The following is a 22600-nucleotide window of genomic DNA, read 5'->3' on the forward strand; positions in this document are numbered from 1 at the left end:
TTCGAATAACCGCCCGACCTCGCTCATCCACACCATGAACCTGCAACAACGTCTTTGCCACATCAATCCCTACTGTCGTAATCTTCATCTCGGTCGCCCCTTTCTGTTAAGTGGTTTGCTTCACGCTTCCACTGTGGCACTCAGATGCCGGGTAAGGAAGGGGCGACCATTCCATTAAAATCCCCCGCGAGCTGTGCCGGTCGCTCCTGGGTCGGATCGTTGCGCATGATTTCGACGTGGCATGCCGCCTACCGGGTATTCATCAGCTCTATCGGATAGCGTGCGTGTTATCGGCCACCCGCAGAGCCTTCAGGGCGGTGAGGCTCTTCGCACCCAGCCAACCGTCCGCCACCAGATCGTCATGGTTCGTCTGGTTGCGGTTGAGCAGATTCGGTGCCTCCTGAAAAACGTACCGCACGACGCACACCCATGTTGACCGCCGTATCGAGCGGCTCCTGAGCCAGCGCATCGTCGCTCAGTTTCTCCCCTCGCACCGGTGCCCGACAATTCTTGCGATGGAACTCCGCCATCGGCTTCTGCAAGGTGTTGTCCGAATCCAGGGAAACCGGGTTTTCCGCGCAGGCTATCGATGCGCTTCCAACCCGCCCAATCGGCATGAAAGCGCCGCGCCGCACTGCGATACCTTTTCCCGCCGCGATCGACAGGATCGTTGACATAACCACCCCCGTGCTTGAGCAACAGCGCCAGTGCCGTTGCATGGTCGGCCATCAGTATTCGAGATCCGCTTTGGTGAATTCCCGCTTGGGCTTCTTGCCCAGCATCCGCTTCAATACGTCATTCAATGTCGCTGGATCGTTATCGAAGCCACCATGAACGGTGCTCAGCGTGCGCGCCTCCTTGGTGGCGTCGCCGTGGCTGTAGATCATCTCCAGACGCGGCAGCGTGTTATCCAATGACTTGCCGTGCATCTGCATCCCCAGGATAGGAGCCGGAGTATTCTCCTCGAACGAGCGTGATACAAAATGGAGCAGCGATTTTCGGTACGGCCCGACCGTATCGTCCAGTTCCAGCTTTTCATTGAGATTGTAGACCGTCATCTGATCGATACCGAAAGCGCCGGCGCCATTGGCCAGCATTGGATGATAGTGGCTCTTGTAAAGATCCATGGTCGCCGCCGGGGCCAACAGCGCGCAGGAGTTGACACGCAGCTTGGGGGCTACTCCTTTCAACGCCTCCAACAGATGGGCAAGAAGGATGGCGCCGGTGCTGTGGCCCACAAGATGCACTTTGTATTTGAAGCCGGCGCCTTTACTCAACGCACCGGCGAAGGTTTGCAGCGTCTGTACACCCGCATTGTTGTGTTGGAAACCGGCGCGCGCGCCGAATTTCATTTCCCGCCACAATGCACGTCCAGGACGCCGCGCCATGCGTTCGATCAATTGATCCCACCAGTCGCTCAAACCACCGGCCCGCGCACCGGCGCGCTCGCCGCGCGACACGATCACATCCTTCAGCTCCTCGAGAACTCCCGTGTCGTACATCACGTGAAACGGATAGATGCGGTTATCCTTGAACACGTCGCGCATGGCTGCAATGCGCATCGCCGAGGCCTTGGGGCTGTTCAGCCCACCATGGGCATAGATCATCAGGTGATCGTAGTTGTTGCTGGCGGCGAGATTGGCAGCGGTCGTTTTGATGTCCTCGAGATTGCTCCAATAACTGCCCGCATCATGAAACCCCCCGTCGTCAATGTGAACAAAATGCCCGGCGATCTTGCCACGCGGCGGCGCACTGCCCGCACCCGCCGCGTCTCCGCGCACCAGCCCCGCTTCGGCAGTTCCCATATGCCAGATCTTGGGCGTGGGCAGCGCCAGACTGAGCACCCAGGCGTCGACGATGTTCTCGTACCAGTCTTCGTAGCTCCAGAGCGCGGTACCACTCTGTCCCCAGCTCTTGCCCCACGAATTCTGCACCCAGAACCCTTTTCTGTTGTAACCGATCAGGGCGAAGGCATGCCCGCCGCTGTTTTTGTCGCGAAAGGGAATCGCACCGTTCTTGATCGCGCTTGAACTCCAGCCGCCGTGCACGTCGGCCGAGCAGTAGATCGCACCCGCCTCATTGAGTGCGGCGTGAAAATCGCTGATACGATGGCTGAGCCGGTAATAGGCCCCGATGGTGTTAGCGTGTGCGTCCTTGGCCGCTTTGACAGTGAGATTACCCGGTTTGCCATCGACATAAGGCCAGTAGTTGTCACGACAGACGCCCATGTTGGCGAATCCCTTGATCGCCCCACGACATGAAGACCCGGCATAGGACTCGCCGGGCCACTCATCGTGCTTGCGCGCCATCTCGTAGAGCATGCGCGGACTGACACGCACCTTGCTGCCACGGTTCTGATTAAGCAGGTTGATCACCGCCGCAATACCGAAACCGGTGCATGCACCTTCGCTTTTCTGATCGAGAATCTGCAGCGAGCGCGGTTTCGCCATGGCGGTCTTGAGCGGACTCGGGGGTGCTTTGTACTCCCAGTCGCGGTTGTCGGGAAGATCCGCCGTGGCGGTCAATTGGTAGCCTTCCAGATTCTGTGTTTTTTTACTGGCCATAAGCTGCTCCTATATCGGTTCAAGAGGGATGGCGGATTGGATCACTGCAGGGTGTGCGGCTTGAGGGACGAATCACTGCGTACGCGGATTCCGCGCAAACACTCGCGGGTGTCGTCGCAATCGGAACCTGGGAGGTAAGCGTGGCGCAAGCTCGTAGATGCCTGCTCGCCGGGAACGAATACTGACTGTCGTTCATGGGGGTCTCCTTACCCAAACGAACAAAAACTGCTTCCAACTATAGTTCAAATCTATGCGAATGCTCGCCGGGTATTTGGGTACTACTCGGACGCTTCCAGATCATCCAGATGCTCCCTCTCCTCGAGCGACTTCCGCACGCACATGGCACACTTGGCATGCGCTCCCAGCAATATCGCCGCGGCCCCCAGGTAGACAAACAGCCAACCGGTATAACCTTGCAGATAGAGTATCGCGCAGGGGAACCCGACGATGATCAGGTAGAAAACGGTGAAAAACCCATGGGCGACCAGCGCATGGGTGCGCCTGAACCAATGCGGCCATCCCCCTGCAATATGAAAGAGTTCGCGCCGGCCGGCGACCGCGCCATTGAGTACGTTTTCCAGTTCACGCATACGGTCCAGGTGAAAGAAGAAGATCGACTGCTTGAGCAGGTCGTAGAACATCACCATGACGATCACCAGCAGCAACACCAGAAATCCTACGGGCGTAACCGGCTGTTGCAGTTTCACATCGAGTTCCAGAAGCCGTGCGAACGGGTCCCAGGTAAGTAACGCGCCCACCGACCCGAACAGGCGGATATCGGTCAGTGCGCTGTTGATCTAGTCGTTGCAGATGCCGCTGACGCGAACGTACTCCTGGTAAATCCTGTCCAGGGATATCTCCTTCTCCTGTGACCGAACGTCCATGGACATACGCCTGTTCGCCGCGCAACTCAGCACCCTGTTTCAGTATGGCGCGCTTTGACCGCGATGCAATGACGCAGCTATCGCACCCCGCGCACGGGAAGACTAAGGATCGCAAGCGAAGTGTGCTGACAATCCATCGGCAACTGCTATGCTTTTCAGCATTGAGCCTTGGATCGCATTCGATCGACAACACGCAGGCATAATGAACAGAGCGATGTCGCGGCTACTATCGGGTACCGCTATGAGCATGGCGCTGCTGGCCACGGTTGCCGCGCTGGCGGAAACCCCGCGCCCCATGCTGCCGAAGAAATCGATGCCCTCCTTGCAGCGACCGCCTGTCTCCAAGCATATCCCTATCCCCAGATCGACAGCGCGACCCGCGCCACCACCACTCGCTATTCCGCATACCATCACCACGCGTCCGCTTGAGATGATCGGCAACCCCAAACTCCCGGAACCGCCGGAGGCGTTCAAACCCATCGCTGTCACCACCGCCGGTCTGGAAATGCTGGGCAGCCCCAACCCGGCACCGGCCGTCAGTGAAACGTTTACACCCGTAACCGTGGCAACCGATCCTCTGGAGATGATCGGCCAACCCGCACAATAAGGAACAATCCCATGCGACCACTACGTAAAGCTGTTCTCTTTTCGCTGCTGTTGGGAGCATCGTGTGCGGCAGGCGCAGCGGATTTTACCTTCAACATTCCGCTGCGCATCGAGAACGTGCCCAGCGTAGTGTCCGTGGCAATCGAGTGTGCGGTTTCGCGCCTGCGTGTCGGTGAACCCTACCCCTTCGGTGGCACCAATGTGGTCGGCCGTGGATCCACCGTCGTACACCCGGTCGGCGGGCGGTACAACGGCACAGTTCGCGTTGTCGTCAACGCCACCGGCATCAATCCCGCGGCATCAGCACAATCCTACCTTTGTTCCATGCGCGCCTCCGGGCGCGCTACGACGGGGGCAGCCTACGCCGCGAGTTCCGGGAATATGAAAGAGGTCTACGAAAGGGCGACCGGTCATGTGCTGGATCGGCACGTTACCAAGGTTCACGATAATTTTTGACGCCCTCCATAGGCCCTCAATCGACCACGGCGCTACGCCGAGTTGATGTCGTGCAATGGCAGGTTGATCTGTGTCGCGGTCAGCGGCTGCTGCACCGCCCATCTTCGCGGTGTAATGCATCCGCCATGATGCCTGTGGGGCGAAATATCAGCACCAGCGTCAGCACCGCAAACACGGCAATATCGCGGTACTCAAAGCTGAAATAGGCCGCCCAGAAGGTTTCCAGCAACCCGATCAGCAAGCCACCCAGCATCGCGCCCGGCACCGAGCCGATACCGCCGACCACCGCCGCTACCAGGGCCTTGAACCCGATGAAGAAACCGCTGGCGGTATCCACGCCACCATAGTGAATCATCAGGATGTAGCCCGAGAGCATGGCCAAAGCGGTGCTCAGCGCAACGGTTTGAGCCACCACACGCTCCACCGCCACACCGCAAAGCGCAGCCATACCAGGATCTTCCGAACTGGCTCGAAACCGATAGCCGAAGCGCGTTCGGCACAGCAACCACCAGATCCCACCGTAGACCATCAACACCAAACCGATCACCAGGAGTTGGCCCGGCACGATGGTCAACGAGTAGCCGGCGCTATGCCACAATACCAGCGTGTCACTGTATACCGGCGGCAACCAGCGGGTCTGCGCCCCTTGCGTCAGGCGGACCAGTTCCCGCAGCGCAATACCCAATCCCAGCGTGGCCACGATCGGGGCGTAGGTTGCAGCGCGGCGTAGCGGATTGAAGACCAACCGGAACGAGACCGCACCATAGACCGCACCTGTCGCAGCGACGAGCAGCAGTGTCACGGCCAGCGCGAGTGGCGTCAAAAACTCCCCTAGACTCGCGAGCACCGCAAGGGTGACAAAGGTGAAAACCCCGCCAACCATCGCAAAATCACCAAATGCCAGATTGATTCGCCCAATGATGCGAAACACCAGCGTATACCCCAGCGCGATGAGGCCGTACACCGCGCTGACGGTTGCTGCGTTCACGATCTGTTGCAACAGAAAAAGCAGATGCTCACCCGCATCCTGTGGAATGCTCGAGATTCGCTGTATCCCGACCTCGTCGGCGGAAACCTCCGCGGCATACGCCTGGCCAGCCACCACCAGCACCACCGACAACCAACTCTGTGCTTTCCTGGTCATCAAACCGTGTCGCGTCAATCCAACCTGTGATTGTGCTGGAACTATACTCGGGTATGCGCGGTAGCCGGTAAATCCTAGGCTGGACGAGAAAACCCTTTCCGAGACAACCACACCGCACTAGCTGCGTTCTCTACTGGCATGCCGTTTGGGGAGTTGCGGAAAGACCCACTTACACGGGAGACACCATTGCGTACGTGGACGTGGCTATCAACCGCACTGGTAGTGGCGATAGCCGCCTGCTCCAACGACGGTTCTGAAGATCGCCCCTATGTGGAATTCGCGGGCGGTGGATTCGTATTCAACTACCGTACTGCCGTCGTCGATTATGGGTTCGTGGTACTCGTCAAACGCAAACTCGAGCCAGGAACGATTCTGGAAGCCACCTTCGAAAATCCTGCGGAGAACAAACCCATCGTCATTGCAACGCCCGCGGTAAAAGGCCGCATTCAGTACGTGTTTCGGACTCCCCCCGTCCAGGGGGTAAAAGCGAATCGGGACTACCAGGCCGTATTGCGGGTAATCGACTTAAAAACCAATCAGATACTGGCCACCTATACCAGAACCTACCGGTCCAATGTCGATCAGGAATTGATGCCCAAGGCACCGCTGGCCGTCGGGCCGGGTTACCACAAACCGTCCACAACCCACTGACCGCGGGTTTCCCGCTGACCGGGCACCGCGCGGCGCAGCGCCGCTCACGGCCAACATGAAACATACAGCTCTTCAGCGCGACGGCAGCAGCGCCACCGAACCGGTGATACCACAACGGGAACGATCATCCATCGCGCAGTCGAGAACGAGCGACGTCGGCGTGATTTCCAAACGCCACACGCTGGATGCCTCCTTTGCGCGCAGCGGTGGCAACTCGCTCTGATGCCCCGCTATCCCCGCCTGCGGTTCTCTGATCCGCGACAGTTGGCGCGGAGGCAGCTCAAAATGGAGAACTCCTCCCTCATCATCTATTTTTCGTGCCTGCGCCACATAGTGGTAGACCGTGGTATCGACGGCGACGCAACCATAGAAAACCAGCGCGACAGCGCCTCGATGTTCATAGGCAACAATACGAAAACATTGGTCGGCCGACTCGTAACTGCCGCGTAAACCCTTTCCCTCCTCAGCCGCCAACGCACCCGCCATCGAGATCGACAGTGCCATTACATGCAACAGACAGAACGTTTTCATGCGCACCGGGCTTGTCGCCTAGAACGTTGCGCTCTTGGGCGTACGGGGAAACGGAATCACATCGCGAACATTGGCCATACCGGTCAGATAGGAAACCAGTCGCTCGAACCCCAGACCGAAACCCGCGTGAGGCACGGTGCCGTAGCGGCGCAGATCACGGTACCACCAGAGGTGATCAACGCCTTCCATTGCCGCCATACGCCGATCGAGCACGTCGAGACGCTCCTCGCGCTGACTGCCGCCGATGATCTCACCGATGCCGGGCGCGAGCACATCCATGGCCGCCACGGTTTTATCGTCATCGTTCAACCGCATGTAGAACGCTTTGATCTCCTTGGGGTAGTTCATCACCACGACCGGTAGGCCGAAATGCTCCTCGGTAAGGTAGCGCTCGTGCTCGGACTGCAGATCCAGCCCCCACTCCACCGGATACTCGAAGGTCTTCCTCGCTTGCGTGAGGATAGCGACCGCCTCAGTGTAATTCAGGCGCTGAAACTCGGATTGCGCAAGCGCCTGCAGGCGCTGCAGCACCGTATCGTCGACGCGCTGATTGAAGAAGGCGATATCGTCCTCGCACTCGTCGAGAACCGCGCTGACCACATACTTCAGCAGCGCCTCGGCGAGATCGGCGTTGTCGTCCAGGTCGGCAAATGCGATCTCCGGCTCCACCATCCAGAACTCGGCGAGATGACGGCTGGTGTTTGAGTTCTCGGCACGAAAGGTCGGGCCGAAGGTATAGACCTTGGACATGGCGAGACAGTAGCTCTCCACATTGAGTTGCCCGGAGACGGTAAGAAAGGTCTCGCCGCCGAAAAAGTCATGGCTGTAATCGATGGCGCCCGCTGCGTTGCGTGGCGGATTGGCGAGATCGAGTGTGCTGACCCGGAACAGTTCGCCAGCGCCCTCACAATCGCTGCGCGTGATGATCGGCGTATTGATCCAGTAGAAACCGTTGTCATGAAAGTAACGGTGAATGGCCTGCGCCACCGCGTGGCGCACCCGCGTTACTGCGCCGATGATGTTGGTACGTGGACGCAGATGTGCATGCTCGCGCAGATGCTCCAGCGTGTGGCGCTTGGCGGCCATGGGGTAGGTGTCGGGATCCTCGACCCAACCGATCACCTCGATGGCGTCGGCCTGAACCTCATACGCTTGCCCGCTGCCCTGCGACTCCACCAGTCGGCCGGACGCGACAATGGCACAGCCGGCCGTCAGGCGCAGCACTTCATCCTGGTAGTTGGGCAGTCCGGATGGTACGACGATCTGGATCGGGTCGAAACTCGAGCCATCGTGCAGATTGATGAACGAAATGCCCTGCTTCGAATCACGCCGCGTACGCACCCAACCTTTGACCTGGATCGCGGTTCCGGCAGGGATTCGGCCCTTCAGGGCATCGGCAATACCGAGCGCTTTCATCGATGCATGCTCCGTAGACAATTCTGATCTGGGAAGTTGATAACCACAAAGTACACGAAGTACACAAAGCAAAACCAATTCCAAAGAAATTTGTGCGTAAGCGCGGAGCAAATACGCTGGACCTGTTCCGAAGTTTGATCGGTACTTTTCGTTTTTTTAACTTTGTGTACTTTGTGTACTTCGTGGTTCAATATTTCTCAAACACCTTGCGATTCTACTCGACGTGGCGCTGCAGAAAACGGTCAAGCTGATTGGCGAACGCCTGCCGATCAGCCTGGTTCAAAGATGCCGGTCCACCGGTCTCCACCCCACTGTCGCGCAGCTGCGCCATGAAATCGCGCATATTGAGCCGCTCGCCGATGTTCTCCTTGGTGTAAAACTCACCGCGCGGATTGAGAGCATGGCCGTGTTTGTCGATGACCTCGGCGGCCAGCGGGATATCGGCGGTAACGACCAGATCGCCCGCTTCCAAATGATGTGCGATGTGATTGTCGGCAACATCGAACCCGCCGGGCACCTGCACCGATGTAATGAACCGCGACGGCGGCGTGCGCAGCGCATGATTGGCCACCAGCGTGACCTGGAGCTCTAAACGGTCAGCTACGCGATACAGAATCTCCTTGATCGGTTTCGGACAGGCGTCGGCATCGACCCATATCTGCATTTGGGGCTCCGGAAGGGTTCAACCACGTAGTGGCGGCTTAAAAAATCTTTGACCACAAAGTACACGAAGATCACGAAGTCTGAAAACCAGGGGGAGAATGCGCATCACCGATGCGTACTCACGGGCCACCTGCAGATTCAACAAAACCGCATCCTTTCAGTCGTTCTCACTTTGTGTACTTCGTGTACTTTGTGGTCGAAAGGGTTTTTCCGACCCAATACAAAAACGGCGGCACCGAAGTACCGCCGTCTGATTGTACACCGTGCGTGCAGGTCAGAAGGTCGAGTGCGCCGAGGAATCGTACTCCGGCTGGGAACCGATGCGATGGATGCTGAGATCTGCCCCCTTGAACTCCTGTTCCCGATTGAGGCGGATACCCACCATCGCCTTGAGGACACCGTAGGTCAAGAAACCACCCACCAGGGCAACGCTCACGCCGAGGAGCGTCCCCGTCACCTGGGCACCGAAGGCGACTCCGCCCATGCCGCCCAGGGCCTCCAAACCAAAAATCCCACAGGCAATACCACCCCAGGCACCGCATAGCCCGTGCAGCGGCCAGACACCAAGGACATCGTCGATCTTCCATTTGTTCTGCGCCAGGGTGAAGGTCCAGACGAAGAGTCCCCCAGCCACCACACCGGTCACCAGAGCGCCCAGCGGATGCATGACATCGGAGCCGGCACATACCGCCACCAGCCCCGCCAAGGGACCGTTGTGCACGAAACCCGGATCGTTGCGTCCGACAAAGAGCGCTGCCAGGATGCCGCCGACCATGGCCATCAGCGAGTTGACCGCCACCAGTCCGGAGATGGCATCGATGGTCTGCGCCGACATGACATTGAAGCCGAACCAGCCGACGCTCAGTATCCAGGCGCCGAGTGCCAGAAACGGAATGCTCGATGGCGGATGGGCGGAGACACCACCGTCCTTGCGGTAGCGCCCATAGCGGGCACCGAGCAACAGAACGGCGCCGAGTGCGACCCAGCCGCCCATGGCATGTACCACCACCGAGCCGGCGAAATCATGGAACTGAGCACCAAAGGTGGCCTCGATCCAGGTCTGAACCCCGTAATTACCGTTCCAGGTAATACCCTCGAAGAAGGGGTAGATAAACGCCACCAGCAGAGCGGTCGCCACCAACTGCGGATAAAAACGCGCCCGCTCGGCAATACCGCCCGAGACGATGGCCGGAATTGCAGCGGCGAAGGTGAGCAAGAAGAAGAATTTCACCAACTCATAACCGTTCTTCTCGGTCAGCGCTGGTGCGGCATCGAGAAAACCCAGTCCGTAGGCGATGCTGTAGCCGATAAAGAAATAGGCGATGGTCGACGTCGCGAAGTCGGCGATGATCTTGACCAGCGCATTAACCTGATTCTTTGCCCGCACCGTACCCACCTCGAGAAAGGCGAAGCCCGCGTGCATGGCGAGCACCATGATGCCGCCCAGCAGGATAAAGAGTACGTTGCTGCCCGATTGAAGTGGTTCCATGATTCACCCTCGGTTTCAGATGCAGTCGAATTTGTTCTGGACTGCACGAAATGTGCCCATCGAAAGGATTCGTTGCGGGTCAAGCGGTTACAGGCCGGTGTGGTGGGGAAGGCAGCGCTGAGCGCTCCATCCTGGTGCGACGGGCTTGTTGACGCACCACATCGAGGCACGAATCCGGAGCGCTTTATCGCCGCCCTGGCGTTCGTCGGCGGCCATTGCGCCATCTCCAGCACACCCCTGCGACCGTCATCGGCAAGACGTTTCGCGCTGCGGGCCTGCCCCGCTCACTCCTCGGCGTTGATGGCGCAACCCCGACACGCCGAATCGGGACTCGCGGGGCGTTTTCGCTATCATCCGCCCCCCGGGTTGCGGGATGCCGCATTCCCGCGCACTGGGCGCAGCGTCGGCCGGGTAACACCGATCGGCAGCCTGATCGCACACCGTGCGGATGGGGTGGCGCCGGAAGTTTCCAGGCGTCTCGCCCCTTCCCGGTCAACCGGAAAAAATGTACCGTCTTGCTTTCGGACAGGCGTGTTCTAGGCTTGGATGGATATCTACTCGACCAGCCCCGATGCAGGCAGGCCGAGACATAACAACAAGCAGTTCCATTCACTGAGGAGGAGTACACACCATGAAGAGGCTTCATAAATTACGCCTGGGTGTAACCGCGGCAGCAGCGCTTATGAGTGCCGGTACGGTTATCAGCGCCCAGGCCGACGAGATCGTCCTCGGCGCGGCCGTGTCGATCACCGGCAAATACTCGACCAATGGTCAGAACACCAAGGACGGCTACGACCTGGCGGTCAAGCGCGTCAACGAGATGGGTGGCGTCAAGGTCGGCGACAAGAGCTACCAGCTCAGGATCATCTACTACGACGACGAGTCGACGCCGGCGCGCGGTGCGCAACTGGCCGAACGGCTGATCGAACAGGACAAGGTCAAGTTTCTGCTCGGACCCTACAGCTCCGGCCTGACCAAGGCGATCGCCCCGGTCACCGAGAAGTACGGCGTGCCGATGGTCGAGGGCAACGGCGCCTCGCGCGCACTCTTCGCGCAGGGCTACAAGTACCTGTTCGCAGTGCTCTCGACCTCCGAGCAGTACCTCGCCTCGGCGGTCGAGCTGGCAGCCGAGCAGGCGGTGAAGGCCGGCAAGAAGCCTCAGGAGCTGAAGCTGGCCGGCGTGTTCGAGAACGATCCCTTCTCCCAGGACGTCCGTGCCGGTGTGATCGATGATGCCAGCAAGCACGGCATGAAAGTGGTGATCGACGACAAACTGCCGCCCGAGATCAACGACATGTCCCCGTCGCTGACCAAGGCGCGTGCACTGAAACCCGATATCCTGATCGTCTCCGGCCACGCCAAGGGCGCGGCACTGGCGATCAACCAGGTCTCGGAGATGAAAGTCGACGTGCCGATGCTGGCAATGACCCACTGCGACTCGGCGAAGATTATCGAGAAATACGGCAAGGCGGCCGAATACGCGTTGTGCGCAACGCAGTGGGACCGCGCGCTGAACTACCGCGATGACTGGTTCGGCACCGCCGAGGAGTACGCGGTGCTGTTCGAGAAGGAGTTCAACTATGCTCCGCCCTACCAGGCCGCCGAATCCACGGCCTCAGTGCTGACCTTCGTCGACGCCTTCCAGCGCGCCGGCACACTCGATCAGGCCAAGGTCCGCGACGCCCTGGCCGCGACCGACATGCAGACCTTCTACGGCAACATCAAGTTCGACGCGACCGGCAAGAACATTGCCAAGCCCATGGTGCTCTACCAGGTGCAGGACGGCGAGTTCAAGGTGGTCGCGCCGACCAGGTGGGCCACGTCCAAGCTGCGCCACCCGACACCGCCCTGGTCACAGCGCTGAGTTGACCGCACCTGCCGGCGCCGCCTCCGTGGCGGCGCCGGCGGTCATCGCAAACTCACGCGGCACCCCCGCGAGAAAGGTCTGGCGTGGATAGCCTGCAGATCCTGTTCGATGCTCCGATCCTCAACGTCCAGCTGCTCGTGGACGGGCTGCTGATCGGCGCCATCTTCGCGCTGGCGGCTTACGGCATGGCGCTGGTCTGGGGCGTGATGAACATCATCAACATCGCCCAGGGTGAGTACGTGATGCTCGGCGGCTTCGTCGCGGTGCTGCTGGCCGACGCCGGCATCCACCCGCTGTTCGGTGTCCCGCTGGCCGCCGTGGTGCTCTACGCAGTCGGTTGGGGCCTCTACCGCGCCATCATCTTCCGCGTGGTCGACCGCGACCTGTTCATCTCGATCCTCGCCACCTTCGGCATCAGCATCCTGCTGCAACAGCTTGCCAACCAGGTGTTCGGCGCCGACGTACGCAGCGCCGAAGGTGGCTTGGGCACGCTGTTCCTGTTCGACGGCATGGTGACCGTGGGTTGGATCAAGGTGCTGGCGTGCGGCGTCGCGCTGCTGACCGGCGTCGCACTGTGGCTGTTCCTGAAGCACTCGCGGCTTGGTCAGGCAATCCGTGCGACCGCGCAGAACGCGCGCGCCGCGCGCATCCTCGGCATCGACACCGACCACGTCTACGCCGCCACCTACGGGCTCAACGCAGCCATCTGCGGCGCCGCCGGTGCGCTGGTGGCGATGATCTGGATCGTCCATCCCTACCTCGGGCTGGCGTTCACGCTGCGCTCGTTCGTCATCGTCATCATCGCCGGGCTCGGCAACCTGCTCGGTGTGGTCGTCTCGGGACTCGGTCTGGGCGCCGCCGAGAGCTTCGCCGCGTTCCTCTTCGGAGCCGAGTTCCAGGCCGCGTTCACCTTCAGCCTGCTGGTGGTGATCCTGGTGCTGCGCAGTCGCCTTCTCGCGCGCAAGCGCCGCTACCTCAAGTGAACCTGATGAAACAGCCAGACCGCACCCTGCTGATCGTCATCGCACTGCTCGGACTGGTGGCCCCGCTACTGGTGCCGGCCTACACGGCCCAGTTGGCGATGCTCTGGGTCATGGTGATCTTCGCCCTGACCTGGGACCTGCTCGGCGGTCAGATGGGCTACAACTCCTTCGGTAACGTCGTGTTCCTCGGCATAGGCATGTACGCCTGCGCCGTGATCCAACGCGACAGCGGCCTGGACTACCACAGCGCCCTGTTGGTCGGCATGCTCGTCGGCGCACTCATCGCCACGGCTTTCGCTGCCCTGTTCGGTACCGGCGTACTCGGCATGCGCGGTCACTACTTCGCCATCTGCACTCTTGGCCTCGGCGTCGCCGCCGGCGAGATCGCCAGTGGCTGGGATTACATCGGCGCCGGCTCGGGCATGGTCACACCGGTCCACCCGGGCGAGGTGGGTGAGCGCAACCTGTTCTTCTACTACCTGTTCTTCGCCACCGCTGCCGCTACTTTCTTCACCCTGCGCCGACTCTACTCCGGCCGTTTCGGACTCGCCATCAACGCCATCCGCGACGACGAGGACAAGGCCGAGGCGATGGGCCTGCACACCACCAAGTACAAGACGGTCGCCTGGTGTGTCGCCGCGTTCTTCCTCGGCCTCACCGGCGGCGCACTGGGCAACCTGATTGGCTTTATCGACCCGCGCGACGTCGCTTTCTCAGGCGCCACCTTCGGTGTCTGGATGGTGCTGATGGCGATCCTCGGCGGCAAGGGCACGATCTGGGGGCCGGTACTCGGCGCGGCGATCTTCCACGTCACCCAGGAACTGTTCTGGAGCTACCTGCTCGGCTGGCAGCGGGTCGCACTCGGCGCGCTGATCGTGCTCATCGTGGTCTTCTTTCCGCAGGGGATACTGGGTTGGGTACGCGAACGCTGGCCGCATCGATTCGGCCAACGCATCGAAACCCGCGTCGATGAGGAGCAGGCCTCGTGAGCGCGCTACTGCAGGTGCGCGGGGTGTGTAAATCCTTTGGTGGTGTGGTGGCCAATATGGATGTCAGCCTGAATGTGCCACAGGGCGCGATTATCGGTTTAATCGGTCCCAACGGTTCGGGCAAGACAACCCTGTTCAATTCGATCGTCGGTTTTCACCCTGTGGATCAGGGATCGGTCCTGTTTGATGGCAAAGAGATCACCCGTCTGCGGGTGGCACAGATCGCGCGCCGCGGCCTGTTGCGCACTTTTCAGCAAACGCGCATCTACGGACAGATGGATTGTGTGCACAACCTGCTGATCAGCCTTCCGCATCAGCATGAGACGGTGATGGACATGCTGGCGCGCTTTCCAAAGGAAAACTACGAGAAGGCGGAATCCCTGCTGGATTTCGTCGGCCTCTATTCCAAACGGCATCTGCTGGCCGGCGATCTCTCCTTCGGACAGCAGAAACTGCTGGAATTCGCCATGGCATTGATGAACGAACCCAAACTGCTGCTGCTCGACGAGCCCACCGCGGGCATCAACCCGACGCTCATCAACGGCATCATCGATAGACTGCGCCGCGCCAACGACGAGTTGGGCATCACGCTGCTGGTCATCGAGCACAACATGCGCGTCATCATGAATCTGGCGCAGTACATCCACTGCCTGTCGCGCGGGAAGTTGCTGGCGGAAGGCAAACCCGATGAAATACAGAACGATCAACGGGTCATCGACGCCTATCTGGGGGCGCAGTAGATCATGGCCGGTGAGCACGACAATCGAAGCAAAAACAAGCTGCGCGGTTACGGTCAGGGTAATGTCGATACCGTGCTGTCGGTGGATCAGGTGGCGCGCGAAGCGCAGCAGATCGCCGCCGAGGGCCCGAGCCGCGAATTTCTGCTGGGGTTATCGGGTAACGATCCGCTGGTGCGCATCGAAGGGTTGGTCGCCGGTTACGGGCGCATGGAGATACTCCACGATATCGATTTCTACGCCGGCAAAGGCCAGGCCGTCTGCCTGATTGGGCCCAACGGCGCCGGCAAATCCACCGTACTGCATTCCATTTATGGCTTCACCCGCATCATGGGCGGGAGCATTACGGTCGGTGGCACCAATGTCACCCACCTCAGCCCCAAAGACAAACTGCGCAGTGCGGGAATCGCCTATATTTTGCAGGATAATTCGGTTTTTCCGGACATGACGGTAGAGGAAAATCTGTTCATGGGCGGGTACTTGCTGAACAACCGCCAGCGCGTACAGGAATCCGCCGAACAGGTTTTCGAGAAGTATCCCCGCCTGCGCGAGCGCCGCAGCCAGCGGGCCGGTGTGCTCTCGGGGGGCGAGCGGCGTTTACTGGAGATCTCGCGCGCCTTGATCATGAAGCCCGACGTGTTGCTGGTGGACGAACCCTCCATCGGATTGGAGCCGCGCTTCATCGACATGGTATTCGAGATTCTGGACGATCTGCGGCGAAACGACGGCAAAACCATCATCCTGGTCGAGCAAAACGCGAAAAAGGGCCTGGAGTTCGCCGACGCGGGTTATGTATTGGTATCGGGCGAAGTGGCCATGGCCGGCCGTGGTGAGGAGCTGCTGGAAAATCCCGACGTAGGCAGATTGTTCCTGGGAGGCTAGAATCAGGGGCAACCGATAACGACAGTCGCGCAACCTGTGTGGCGCCCCCAACCCCCGAAGGAATCCAAGGATGGAAATCAGTCTGTACGATTTTGGACGTATTCAGATCAATGGCCACCTCTATACCAGCGATGTCATTCTCGCCAATGGCGATGTCAAGGATGGGTGGTGGCGCATCGTCGGTGAGAATCTCTCACCTGACGACCTGATCGACATACTGCCCGAGAAACCGGAGATCCTTATCGTCGGTACCGGTTACCATGGGCGCATGACACTCTCCCCCGGGGTGCGTTACGAGCTCGCCAGACGCGGCATCACGCTGCATGCGCTGCCAACGCGCGAAGCGGTTGCCCTGTTCAACCGCCTGCAGCGCGAAAGCACCGCAGTGGTCGCGGCACTCCACGTCACCTGACTGACCGGCAGCAGGGACCGGCACAGCCATCATCGCCGCTGCCGGTTCACGCGACTTCACGATCTCCAAAAAGGCTTGTTCCCTTCCCGCGCGGCGTCGGTGCGTGACAACCCGATGTCCTTCAACGGATGATCGTCGAGCGCCAGCCGCGCACATTGCCGCCATACCAATAGCAGGCAATAGTCCAACGACCATGGGGCGCGCTCAGGGTGCTTTGCTTGATCACAATGTTCATAGCGTATGCCATGGTTGGCATCGTTCCATCATCTTTCAGCCAGGACAATTAGAACCTATTCACGGGCGATTACCGCACCTCGCAGACGGAGGATCAGGCGATCGCCCAAATGATAGAGCGCCAATCCACCGAGGATCATGCCGGTACCGACAAGCGTCGACAGCGATATCGACTCATCATTAAGAACAGCGCCAATGCCCAACGCCATGACCGGCGTGATCACCGTGATCAGCACCACCGTTGTCGCTGGTAGATGACGCAGGACGTAGTAGTAGCAGAGAAACCCGAGCAACGAGCCGCCCAGTGCCAGGTAGAGCACCGCCGCATACGCCACGCTGCCAGCACCAGCGACACCGACTCCTCCGATCAACCACCAACTGATTGCGTAGGGAGGTACGCACACGAGCAGCCCGCCCACGGTCTGCGCGAAGGGATGCAACTCCGCGCCAATACGCTTAACCCAGACCGTACTGACGCTGAAGAGCGTCACCGCACCCAGCAAAAGAGAGATGCCTATCCATGCATCACCCTCGATGCGCAGTTCGTATCGGAAGATCGTGATCAGTCCCGCCAGTGCCATCAGGCAGGCCAACCAACGCGTTGCGGAAAGCTCGGGTTCGACCAGCCAATAGCGGGAGAGTAATCCGGAAAGAATCGGCGAAAGTCCAAACAGCACCGATATCAACCCGGAAGGAACATAGAGCGCCCCCCAATAGACCAGCGACATCGCGCCAAAAATCCCCAGGCCGGCCGCCAGGTAACTGGTAATCGCGACGCGATCCCACGGCAGACGAATATTCACCAGGCGCAGCATCACCAACCCCACCACCGCTGCAATCAACATGCGTGCGGCAGCCGCGGGCACCGGACCCAACCCTTCCCCGCTCCATTTCACCGCCAACGGCGTGGTCGCCCAGATGGCGACTACGATCAGATAGGCACTCGGCACCGACATCCTTGATCTCCCTTCCCGCACTCCTTCCAGGTGATACAACAAAAAAGGCCGCAGCTCTGGCGAGACTGCGGCCTTGATCAAGACGGAGTTTCTACAAATTCACTCGCTGACTCGTCCTCTTGATCTCCGCAGCATGGCCGCGTAGCGCACGACAGCCAGGTCATGCAGCCAAAGGCGCATTGATGCGGTGAGGGATTGAGTGAACATGCCGACATTGTGTGGGATACCGGCAATCACATCAACAACACATATTTTGAGGATAAAGCGAGTCTGAACGATGGGCATCACCGATGCGTCTACACTGCAAGGAGTTCGCAACCGAGTGCACGCATGAGAAGAGTAATACGCATCACCCTACGTGGGATAATCGCAGTTATCGCTGTCATTGCGGTGGGGCTGTCGTTGGCGTGGGCAACCAACCCCAACAGCGCCACCGAAGACTGGCGTTCCGCTGATCGTTCCAGCGCCGGCATCGCACCCGATCCGAAATCCCATCGTGAAGCCATCGTCCAGCTTTATGCCGCCCGCGCTTTTCGCTGGCGTGGCACCTTTTCCGTACACACGTGGCTGGCCTTGAAACCCGAAGATGCCCAGCACTTTACGGTCGTGGAACTGCTCGGTTGGCGCGCCTATCGCGACCAATCGGCGGTCGTGGTGCGCGCGGATATTCCAGACCGGCGCTGGTTCAACAGTATGCCGCAACTCATTGCCGAGCAGCGCGGCCCCTTGGCGGACCAGGCAATCGCGAAACTGCTGGCGGCCGCCGAATCCTACCCGCGTCGCTTTGAGTATGGCTTGTGGCCTGGCCCCAACAGCAATACCTTTATCGCCTATCTGCTGCGCCATGTTCCAGAGCTGGGCTTCGCGATGCCGCCCAACGCCCTGGGCAAGGACTTTCTCATCGACGCCCACTTTGTCGCAGCCACGCCCAGCGGTACGGGATACCAGTTCTCGCTGGGCGGGGCGCTGGGACTCCTGCTGGCGCAACGTGAAGGATTGGAGATCAATGTCCTCGGATTGACCCTGGGCTTCGATCCGCGGGGCCCGGCGCTGGTACTGCCGGGGGTCGGTCGGCTCGGTGGGTGAATACGGCATGTGCAACTCCGAACCGCAACGACGCATCGTGACAACGGAGCGACCGTCCCGAATCGACGTGCTGACCATCGAGTGCGGGAAATGTCTCGGCGCTTCGACGCTATCGAACCCAAGAGTCACTCCATCCAGAACGGCTTCGATCCTTCACGTTCCACATCGGCGCGCGAGATACCGATATCCCGCAGCAGATGATCGTCCAGCGCCAGCATCGCGCGGCGTTGGCGCGCGCGTTCACGCCAATGTTCCAGCGTGTACCAAATCAGCGCCAGGCGCTCCCCAAGTGGGGAACGCTCTGACCCCTCAGGAGTGATGCGTAAAGAAATCGATACGCTGGTGCAGGCCATGATTAGTGCTCCTTGAATTGTGGATTTGGAAATCTGTGACTGCCTCTTTTCCGTGGCCACAAGCTAAGCCTCGCGCCGGCATAGTCGCCAATCGTTTTTTCGGATTGGCGCGTTCAGCAATCGTGATGGCGATGCGAGTAAAACTGGTGTCTACTTGAAGCGTGGTTTCCGGCACAGGAGAGACCGCCATGGAGCTCTATCATCTAGAACCTATCTCGATATCCTCCGCGAGCTGTGCCGGTCGCTCGTGGTTCGAGCGCCAGGCGCGGCGAGCGTGGTTGGGTCATTCCCAATGAGCGAGCCGCAACACCGCGCTGGAGCCACGAGCGCCCGGCCCTTCGGGTTGGCCCCAGAGGTGCGCTGGCGGTGTTCTCGACTTGCCAATAGCGGTTGCTATTGGCTGCGCCTTCGGGCCTACCCAGCGCACCTCTGGGGCTCAACACAGCTCGCGGAGGATATCGAGATAGGTTCTACGTACCTTTGTCACCGTGGCCGAAGAGGGACACCTGACCCGCGCCGCGGAGCGCCTCTACACCAGCCAACCGGCGATCAGCGCCCATATCAAAGCCCTTGAGGAAGAGCTCGGCTTGACCTTGTTCGCGCGCACGCCACGCGGAATGCAATTGACCAGCGAAGGCATGCGCCTGCTCCCAAAGGCCCGCGCGGCGCTTGATGCATCGGGCGATTTTCTCCAACAGGCCAAATCACTGCAGAACGAGCTGCTGGGCACGGTGCGTGTCGGCCTCAATGCCGATGCCGAGTATCTGCGGATTGCGCAAACTCACCAATTGGTCTCCAGCCGTTATCCCCAACTTGAAGTGCACCTGTTGTCGGGCGCGAGCCAGACGAACGTCCCCGATATTCGTGCCGCCAAACTGGATGCGGGGTTTGTGTTCGGCGATCTCGACGCCACGAATCTGGCTTGCCTGGAGCTGGCGCAGACACCGCTGCGCATTGCTGCACCCGCCGGGTGGGAAGAACGCGTCGCGGGGGCCACGATGAAAGACATCGTCCATATGCCGTGGATCTACACCGCCCCCGATTGCCCCTTTTTCACCGCCGCCAAGACGGTGCTCGACGAACACAGTTGCTGCCGGCCGCCGCAGACCATCGTCTCCGATAACGAAGAGGCACTGCGCTCGCTGGTCAAGGCGGGTGTCGGTCTGGCCATCATGCGCGCAGACGAGATTCAAAAGGCGGAGCAGGAAGGCTACGCCTTCGCCTTGCCCGTCGAGCTGCCGACCGTTCCGCTGCGTCTGGCCTATCTGAAAAACCGGGTAAACGATCCGCAACTGACGGCGCTGCTGGAGGTGGTTGCCGAGGTATGGGGGCTCCCGTTCACCGACCGGGAGGAGAAGGCTGCTAGTTAAGGGGCGGTGCGGCGGGTTTCGTCACCTCCAACAGATCCGCCATATGCTGCTCGGTTCTCAGCAGATCGGCCAGGGTGTACTGATCGAGAACCGTGTAAAAGGCCTGGATTGCCTTGCCGAACACCCCCTTCAGCAGACAGGCCGCTTCGATGCGGCAACAGCTGTTTGCGGGGTCGAAGCACTCGACCAGCGGGGCGTCATGCTCGGCCGCGCGTACCACCGCGCCGACGTTGATAGCGGAGGGCTCACGCGCCAGGCGGATGCCCCCACCCTTGCCGCGGACGGTTTCAATCTCTCCGCACAGGCCCAGATTGTGGACCACTTTCATGAGGTGATTACGGGAGATGGCATAGGCCTCCGCGATCTCCGCTATGGTGCACAACCGATCGCGGCGCAGACCGAGATAGATCAGTACGCGCAGTGTATAGTCAGAGAATACGGTGAGGCGCATGGCAGGTAGACGGCAACGTGTGCATTAAAGATGTATTTTGCATATTGATTATGGCAAATCCCCGTGCTATAAAAAAGCTGTACATTAGATACATCTTTAAGAAGGCTGGTTCCGGAATGTCGCGATGAGTGTTTCGAATCTCTCCGAAGAGCAGGTGCAGGATGCCCTGAGAGCGGTGGTGGACCCCGAAGTGGGGATGAATATCGTCGATCTGGGGCTGGTTTACGGGATCGAGGTGACGGAAGACCACATCTACGTGGTGATGACCATGACCACACCCGCCTGCCCGATGAGCACTTACATTACCGATTCGGTCCGCCACACGTTACGCGCCCTGGCACCCGACATGGAGGACATCCAGGTCCACCTGGTCTGGGATCCGCCCTGGCATCCAGGGCTGATGTCGGAGGGGGCAAAAACCACCTTTGGCTGGTAAGGGCGCAATCCACCTTCAGGAGTCATTCTCATGAGCACCGCTGAACCCAAGATCATTGATGTTCGTACTATTGAGCCACGTTTCCGTCACTCGCTGATCTTCCAGACCTTTGGCGCCCTCGCGCCCGGCGATCACTTCGTGCTGGTCAACGACCACGACCCCAAACCCCTGCAGTACCAGTTCCAGGCGGAGATGCCCGACACCTACAGCTGGACCTACGAAAAACAGGGCCCTGAGGTCTGGCAGGTTCGTATCGGTAAAACCGCTTAGCAAACACACGGTTTATGGCAATGGGATCGACCGACTGGATTCAGCGTGATTTAAAACCTGCCCTTCGCTTCCCCCTCCTTGCACTGGGGTTCGTTGCGCTCGGTCTGGGCATTCTGGCCGGGCTGTCACGCATGGGTTGGTCGGTTCCGTTGCCCTCCCCTTCGGTGATGCTGCTGCATGGTCCGCTGATGGTGTCGGGCTTTTTCGGCACCGTGATCGGCCTGGAACGTGCTGTCGCACTGGGTCAGCGCTGGGCCTATGCGGGCCCGCTGCTCAACGGCACGGGAGGCCTGCTGCTACTGGCAGGCATCTCACCTCTGCCAGGCGCCCTCCTGATGAGTGGCGGCGCCATCGTGCTGTTGGTAGCGACCCTCGCCGCCTACCGGCGGCAACCCGCCTTCCATACCCTGATCCTGGCCTTGGGCGCCGCATGCTGGGGAGTGGGCAATCTCCTCTGGAGCGGCGGCTGGGCGTTGCTCTTTGTCGTGCCCTGGTGGATGGCCTTCCTGGTGCTCACCATCGCCGGTGAGCGGCTGGAACTTTCGCGTTTTCTGCCCCCTTCCCCATTGGCCACCCGCCTGTTTGGCGGTCTGACGCTGTTACTGATGACCGGAACCACCATGACCCTGGTGGCGACCGATCTCGCGTGGCCCGTCGTGGGCGCAAGTTTTCTCGCTTTCGCTGCCTGGCTATTGAAACAGGACGTGGCGCGCCGCACCGTTCGCCAGCAGGGGCTGACCCGCTTTATCGCCGTTTGCCTGCTGTCAGGGTACGCCTGGCTTGCCATCGCCGGCCTATTGCTCCTCCATCCCGCCACCCACCTGGGGGCAGGCCCGATGTACGATGCGGCCCTGCACAGTCTGTTCGTCGGCTTCGTCTTCGCCATGGTCTTTGGCCATGCACCCATCATCTTTCCCGCGGTAACGCAGTTGCGGGTGCCCTATCACCCACTCTTCTACGTACCATTGCTGGTATTGCACATCTCACTGGCGCTGCGCCTGACAGGCGATCTTATGGGACTCGACGAGTGGCGCCGCCTGGGCGGCATGGCCAATGCAGTGGCGCTGGTTCTGTTCGTCCTCAATACGGTGAGCGCCATCGTGCGCGGCAAATTCACCACCCCCGCTCTCGCCCGATAGCGATTCCGAACTCCGCGAGCAATTCGTTACA

26 protein-coding genes are annotated in these 22600 nt (G+C 60.1%); 14 read left to right on the forward strand and 12 right to left on the reverse strand.

Translation table 11 applies throughout. The features are described 5' to 3' along the window. Positions 1-309: 309 nt before the first annotated feature. The 3 genes from DWQ09_16280 to DWQ09_16290 form a co-directional block, all read right to left on the reverse strand. Positions 310-729 carry a hypothetical protein gene (locus tag DWQ09_16280; protein ID KAA3626455.1) on the reverse strand — a complete coding sequence of 140 codons (420 nt, stop codon included), beginning with the start codon at positions 727-729 and terminating at the stop codon, positions 310-312. Beyond that, positions 729-2564 carry a peptidase C1 gene (locus tag DWQ09_16285; protein KAA3626456.1) on the reverse strand — a complete coding sequence of 612 codons (1836 nt, stop codon included), beginning with the start codon at positions 2562-2564 and terminating at the stop codon, positions 729-731. The genes DWQ09_16280 and DWQ09_16285 overlap by 1 nt, the downstream gene beginning before the upstream one ends. A gap of 278 nt (positions 2565-2842) precedes the next feature. After that, the gene (locus tag DWQ09_16290) at positions 2843-3322 is read right to left on the reverse strand and encodes a hypothetical protein (GenBank protein KAA3626457.1); all 480 of its coding nucleotides are present in this window, start codon (positions 3320-3322) and stop codon (positions 2843-2845) included. 367 nt (positions 3323-3689) lie between these two features. Between DWQ09_16290 and DWQ09_16295 the strand changes: the two genes are divergently transcribed. Then, positions 3690-4055, forward strand: coding sequence for a hypothetical protein (locus DWQ09_16295; GenBank protein ID KAA3626458.1), 366 nt, complete (start codon positions 3690-3692; stop codon positions 4053-4055). A gap of 11 nt (positions 4056-4066) precedes the next feature. Beyond that, complete coding sequence (locus DWQ09_16300; GenBank protein ID KAA3626459.1) at positions 4067-4510, forward strand: hypothetical protein; 444 nt, start codon at positions 4067-4069, stop codon at positions 4508-4510. A 79-nt stretch (positions 4511-4589) separates the two neighbouring features. Here the strand turns inward: DWQ09_16300 and DWQ09_16305 are convergent, their stop codons facing one another. Then, positions 4590-5654, reverse strand: a complete 1065-nt coding sequence (locus tag DWQ09_16305; protein KAA3626460.1) for a branched-chain amino acid ABC transporter permease — start codon at positions 5652-5654, stop codon at positions 4590-4592. 186 nt (positions 5655-5840) lie between these two features. Here DWQ09_16305 and DWQ09_16310 point away from each other — a divergent pair, with 186 nt between their 5' ends. Further along, complete coding sequence (locus DWQ09_16310; protein KAA3626461.1) at positions 5841-6305, forward strand: hypothetical protein; 465 nt, start codon at positions 5841-5843, stop codon at positions 6303-6305. 72 nt (positions 6306-6377) lie between these two features. Here the strand turns inward: DWQ09_16310 and DWQ09_16315 are convergent, their stop codons facing one another. From DWQ09_16315 to DWQ09_16330, 4 genes are all read right to left on the reverse strand, one after another. Further along, on the reverse strand, positions 6378-6809 hold the full coding sequence (locus DWQ09_16315; GenBank protein ID KAA3626462.1) for a hypothetical protein: 432 nt from the start codon (positions 6807-6809) through the stop codon (positions 6378-6380). Positions 6810-6854: 45 nt separating this feature from the next. Beyond that, the gene (locus tag DWQ09_16320) at positions 6855-8252 is read right to left on the reverse strand and encodes an asparagine--tRNA ligase (GenBank protein ID KAA3626463.1); all 1398 of its coding nucleotides are present in this window, start codon (positions 8250-8252) and stop codon (positions 6855-6857) included. Between the two features lie 214 nt (positions 8253-8466). Further along, positions 8467-8916: a YaiI/YqxD family protein gene (locus DWQ09_16325; protein KAA3626464.1), complete on the reverse strand. Its 450-nt coding sequence runs from the start codon at positions 8914-8916 to the stop codon at positions 8467-8469. 273 nt (positions 8917-9189) lie between these two features. Next, complete coding sequence (locus tag DWQ09_16330) at positions 9190-10404, reverse strand: ammonium transporter (GenBank protein ID KAA3626465.1); 1215 nt, start codon at positions 10402-10404, stop codon at positions 9190-9192. 631 nt (positions 10405-11035) lie between these two features. Between DWQ09_16330 and DWQ09_16335 the strand changes: the two genes are divergently transcribed. From DWQ09_16335 to DWQ09_16360, 6 genes are all read left to right on the forward strand, one after another. Beyond that, entirely contained in the window at positions 11036-12268 is a 1233-nt protein-coding gene (locus DWQ09_16335) for an amino acid ABC transporter substrate-binding protein (protein KAA3626466.1), read from the forward strand. Between the two features lie 86 nt (positions 12269-12354). After that, positions 12355-13254, forward strand: a complete 900-nt coding sequence (locus DWQ09_16340) for a branched-chain amino acid ABC transporter permease (GenBank protein KAA3626467.1) — start codon at positions 12355-12357, stop codon at positions 13252-13254. 5 nt (positions 13255-13259) lie between these two features. Then, positions 13260-14243, forward strand: a complete 984-nt coding sequence (locus DWQ09_16345; protein KAA3626489.1) for a branched-chain amino acid ABC transporter permease — start codon at positions 13260-13262, stop codon at positions 14241-14243. A 56-nt stretch (positions 14244-14299) separates the two neighbouring features. Beyond that, positions 14300-14983 (forward strand): ABC transporter ATP-binding protein, encoded by a 684-nt coding sequence (locus DWQ09_16350; GenBank protein ID KAA3626490.1) that lies wholly within the window; start codon positions 14300-14302, stop codon positions 14981-14983. A 3-nt stretch (positions 14984-14986) separates the two neighbouring features. Beyond that, entirely contained in the window at positions 14987-15862 is an 876-nt protein-coding gene (locus DWQ09_16355; protein ID KAA3626468.1) for an ABC transporter ATP-binding protein, read from the forward strand. Between the two features lie 70 nt (positions 15863-15932). After that, positions 15933-16274, forward strand: coding sequence for a hypothetical protein (locus tag DWQ09_16360; GenBank protein ID KAA3626469.1), 342 nt, complete (start codon positions 15933-15935; stop codon positions 16272-16274). Positions 16275-16330: 56 nt separating this feature from the next. Here DWQ09_16360 and DWQ09_16365 read toward each other — a convergent pair whose 3' ends face one another. Together DWQ09_16365 and DWQ09_16370 are read right to left on the reverse strand one after the other, a co-directional pair. After that, positions 16331-16516 (reverse strand): DUF1127 domain-containing protein, encoded by a 186-nt coding sequence (locus DWQ09_16365; protein ID KAA3626470.1) that lies wholly within the window; start codon positions 16514-16516, stop codon positions 16331-16333. 48 nt (positions 16517-16564) lie between these two features. Beyond that, entirely contained in the window at positions 16565-17464 is a 900-nt protein-coding gene (locus tag DWQ09_16370) for a DMT family transporter (protein ID KAA3626471.1), read from the reverse strand. 330 nt (positions 17465-17794) lie between these two features. On the opposite strand from DWQ09_16370, the gene DWQ09_16375 reads away from it, so the two are divergent. Continuing rightward, positions 17795-18550: a DUF3750 domain-containing protein gene (locus DWQ09_16375; GenBank protein ID KAA3626472.1), complete on the forward strand. Its 756-nt coding sequence runs from the start codon at positions 17795-17797 to the stop codon at positions 18548-18550. A 125-nt stretch (positions 18551-18675) separates the two neighbouring features. Here the strand turns inward: DWQ09_16375 and DWQ09_16380 are convergent, their stop codons facing one another. Beyond that, positions 18676-18903: a DUF1127 domain-containing protein gene (locus DWQ09_16380; protein ID KAA3626473.1), complete on the reverse strand. Its 228-nt coding sequence runs from the start codon at positions 18901-18903 to the stop codon at positions 18676-18678. A gap of 488 nt (positions 18904-19391) precedes the next feature. Here DWQ09_16380 and DWQ09_16385 point away from each other — a divergent pair, with 488 nt between their 5' ends. Continuing rightward, positions 19392-20273, forward strand: a complete 882-nt coding sequence (locus DWQ09_16385; protein ID KAA3626474.1) for a LysR family transcriptional regulator — start codon at positions 19392-19394, stop codon at positions 20271-20273. Here DWQ09_16385 and DWQ09_16390 read toward each other — a convergent pair. Next, complete coding sequence (locus DWQ09_16390) at positions 20266-20724, reverse strand: Rrf2 family transcriptional regulator (protein ID KAA3626475.1); 459 nt, start codon at positions 20722-20724, stop codon at positions 20266-20268. The genes DWQ09_16385 and DWQ09_16390 overlap by 8 nt on opposite strands. Positions 20725-20848: 124 nt before the next feature. On the opposite strand from DWQ09_16390, the gene DWQ09_16395 reads away from it, so the two are divergent. Genes DWQ09_16395 through DWQ09_16405 form a run of 3 tightly spaced genes read left to right on the forward strand, consistent with a single transcriptional unit; the run spans position 20849 to position 22569 of the window. Continuing rightward, a complete protein-coding gene (locus DWQ09_16395) occupies positions 20849-21160 on the forward strand; it encodes a metal-sulfur cluster assembly factor (GenBank protein KAA3626476.1) in 312 nt (103 codons plus the stop codon). 30 nt (positions 21161-21190) lie between these two features. Beyond that, on the forward strand, positions 21191-21430 hold the full coding sequence (locus DWQ09_16400) for a DUF2249 domain-containing protein (protein KAA3626477.1): 240 nt from the start codon (positions 21191-21193) through the stop codon (positions 21428-21430). A gap of 20 nt (positions 21431-21450) precedes the next feature. Next, positions 21451-22569, forward strand: a complete 1119-nt coding sequence (locus DWQ09_16405; GenBank protein KAA3626478.1) for a hypothetical protein — start codon at positions 21451-21453, stop codon at positions 22567-22569. The last annotated feature ends 31 nt before the right edge of the window (positions 22570-22600 follow it).

This window comes from Pseudomonadota bacterium (assembly GCA_008501635.1).
GTDB lineage: Bacteria > Pseudomonadota > Gammaproteobacteria > QQUJ01 > QQUJ01 > QQUJ01.

Bases quoted from the DNA above. Each gene is read 5' to 3' on its own strand.
- DWQ09_16280 (KAA3626455.1), bottom strand. From the start codon at position 729: ATGGCCGACCATGCAACGGCACTGGCGCTGTTGCTCAAGCACGGGGGT.
- DWQ09_16285 (KAA3626456.1), bottom strand. From the start codon at position 2,564: ATGGCCAGTAAAAAAACACAGAATCTGGAAGGCTACCAATTGACCGCC.
- DWQ09_16295 (KAA3626458.1), top strand. From the start codon at position 3,690: ATGAGCATGGCGCTGCTGGCCACGGTTGCCGCGCTGGCGGAAACCCCG.
- DWQ09_16300 (KAA3626459.1), top strand. From the start codon at position 4,067: ATGCGACCACTACGTAAAGCTGTTCTCTTTTCGCTGCTGTTGGGAGCA.
- DWQ09_16305 (KAA3626460.1), bottom strand. From the start codon at position 5,654: ATGACCAGGAAAGCACAGAGTTGGTTGTCGGTGGTGCTGGTGGTGGCT.
- DWQ09_16315 (KAA3626462.1), bottom strand. From the start codon at position 6,809: ATGGCACTGTCGATCTCGATGGCGGGTGCGTTGGCGGCTGAGGAGGGA.
- DWQ09_16320 (KAA3626463.1), bottom strand. From the start codon at position 8,252: ATGAAAGCGCTCGGTATTGCCGATGCCCTGAAGGGCCGAATCCCTGCC.
- DWQ09_16325 (KAA3626464.1), bottom strand. From the start codon at position 8,916: ATGCAGATATGGGTCGATGCCGACGCCTGTCCGAAACCGATCAAGGAG.
- DWQ09_16330 (KAA3626465.1), bottom strand. From the start codon at position 10,404: ATGGAACCACTTCAATCGGGCAGCAACGTACTCTTTATCCTGCTGGGC.
- DWQ09_16335 (KAA3626466.1), top strand. From the start codon at position 11,036: ATGAAGAGGCTTCATAAATTACGCCTGGGTGTAACCGCGGCAGCAGCG.
- DWQ09_16345 (KAA3626489.1), top strand. From the start codon at position 13,260: ATGAAACAGCCAGACCGCACCCTGCTGATCGTCATCGCACTGCTCGGA.
- DWQ09_16350 (KAA3626490.1), top strand. From the start codon at position 14,300: ATGGATGTCAGCCTGAATGTGCCACAGGGCGCGATTATCGGTTTAATC.
- DWQ09_16355 (KAA3626468.1), top strand. From the start codon at position 14,987: ATGGCCGGTGAGCACGACAATCGAAGCAAAAACAAGCTGCGCGGTTAC.
- DWQ09_16360 (KAA3626469.1), top strand. From the start codon at position 15,933: ATGGAAATCAGTCTGTACGATTTTGGACGTATTCAGATCAATGGCCAC.
- DWQ09_16370 (KAA3626471.1), bottom strand. From the start codon at position 17,464: ATGTCGGTGCCGAGTGCCTATCTGATCGTAGTCGCCATCTGGGCGACC.
- DWQ09_16375 (KAA3626472.1), top strand. From the start codon at position 17,795: ATGAGAAGAGTAATACGCATCACCCTACGTGGGATAATCGCAGTTATC.
- DWQ09_16380 (KAA3626473.1), bottom strand. From the start codon at position 18,903: ATGGCCTGCACCAGCGTATCGATTTCTTTACGCATCACTCCTGAGGGG.
- DWQ09_16390 (KAA3626475.1), bottom strand. From the start codon at position 20,724: ATGCGCCTCACCGTATTCTCTGACTATACACTGCGCGTACTGATCTAT.
- DWQ09_16395 (KAA3626476.1), top strand. From the start codon at position 20,849: ATGAGTGTTTCGAATCTCTCCGAAGAGCAGGTGCAGGATGCCCTGAGA.
- DWQ09_16400 (KAA3626477.1), top strand. From the start codon at position 21,191: ATGAGCACCGCTGAACCCAAGATCATTGATGTTCGTACTATTGAGCCA.
- DWQ09_16405 (KAA3626478.1), top strand. From the start codon at position 21,451: ATGGGATCGACCGACTGGATTCAGCGTGATTTAAAACCTGCCCTTCGC.